We start from the raw sequence: 1,422 nt of genomic DNA on the forward strand, positions 1-1,422 counted from the left end.
CGAGATGGGATGGTCTCCTCCCCACTCCAAATCGGCGTCGCGATGCGCCAGGATAGATGTTACCGACACTATCCAACGAGTTAAGGAGGAGACCATGAGCAAGAATACCGTGATCGGCATCGACCTGGCAAAAACCTCTTTCGCGGTTATTGAGTTGGGGCGCGGCGGCGATGTAAAGCGCCGGAAAACCTTTCGCCGGGACGGCTTGAAACGGTTCCTGGCGAAGCACGAGCCGGCGACTGTGGCTTTGGAAGCCTGCGGCAGTGCTCATTACTGGGGCCGGTGGCTGGAAGAGCATGGCCACGAACCAGTCCTGTTGCCACCGCAACACGTGAAAGGCTACCTGCGGGGGCAGAAGAACGATTACAACGATGCGCAGGCCATTGCGGAAGCGTGTCTTCACGGCGCGATTCGGCCTGTAGCCGTTAAAAGCATTGAACAACAGGATGAGCAGGCGTTTCACGCCATTCGCCGGAGCCTCAAGGTAGAGAGCACCCGGCTGGTGAACCAGATGCGCGGTCTTCTGGCGGAGTATGGGCTAACTGTACCGAAGTCTGTCAGTGCTTTTCGCCGACGAGTGCCTGAGTTGCTCGAAGACGCTGAAAACGGTTTAAGCGCTCGATTTCGCATGCTGTTGAACCGGCAGTGGCGTCGGCTCCAAGCCTTGCTTGAAGAGCAGGCCTGGTACGACGAACAACTGCAACAACAGGCCAAAGAAGACGACACCTGTCGCCGGTTGACCGGCATCCCTGGTGTTGGTCCGGTTGTCGCCAGTGCGGTCAAAAGCTGGATGGGCGACGGTCAGCAATTCCGGCGTGGCCGGGATGCCTCGGCAGCGCTGGGTCTGGTGCCGAAACAGTACAGCACTGGTGGTAAGCAGTCGTTGTACGGGATCACCAAGCGAGGCGATGCCTACTTGCGATCCCTGGTGGTACATGGTGCTCGCGCTGTGGTGCGAACGGCCAAGAACAAGCAAGACGCCTTGAGCCAGTGGGCTCTGGCGGTGGAAGCCAGGCGAGGTCACAACCGAGCGGTTGTTGCCGTGGCTAACAAGATCATCCGAATGGCCTGGGTCGTTGTGGCCCGTCAGGAGGAATACAGGCCCGCTGAGAGCCAAATGGCAGTGGCCTGAGAGCGTAACGAAAACAGAGCAAGTAACGTCACAAATCGATAAAAAAGGGCTTTACCCAAGGTTGCGAAGGCAACAGACACATTGATGACATAACAGGTCAAACCGGCGCACCTGAAACCTGTTAAATCCACCGGCTTCACAAGCCGCTTTCGTGATTAGGCAGGCGCGCGGCGAATCCTCATCAGGGCCAGAGGCGGCAGCGCCGCCTCGTTAACAGGCCGGATATATGGCAGCAACCTGTCCCTCATCAGACTCTGGAGCCTTGCAAACGGGGAGGAGACCATATATGG

The 1,422-nt window shown here is 58.0% G+C and carries 1 protein-coding gene; it reads left to right on the plus strand.

Annotated elements, in window-relative coordinates; translation table 11 throughout:
- Positions 1-94 precede the first annotated feature (94 nt).
- Complete coding sequence (locus MLC59_RS19680; RefSeq protein ID WP_248237295.1) at positions 95-1,132, plus strand: IS110 family RNA-guided transposase; 1,038 nt, start codon at positions 95-97, stop codon at positions 1,130-1,132.
- Positions 1,133-1,422: the final 290 nt, after the last annotated feature.

The sequence above is a fragment of the Marinobacter bryozoorum genome, from assembly GCF_023156245.1.
Taxonomy (GTDB): domain Bacteria; phylum Pseudomonadota; class Gammaproteobacteria; order Pseudomonadales; family Oleiphilaceae; genus Marinobacter; species Marinobacter bryozoorum.

Bases quoted from the DNA above. Each gene is read 5' to 3' on its own strand.
- MLC59_RS19680 (WP_248237295.1), top strand. From the start codon at position 95: ATGAGCAAGAATACCGTGATCGGCATCGACCTGGCAAAAACCTCTTTC.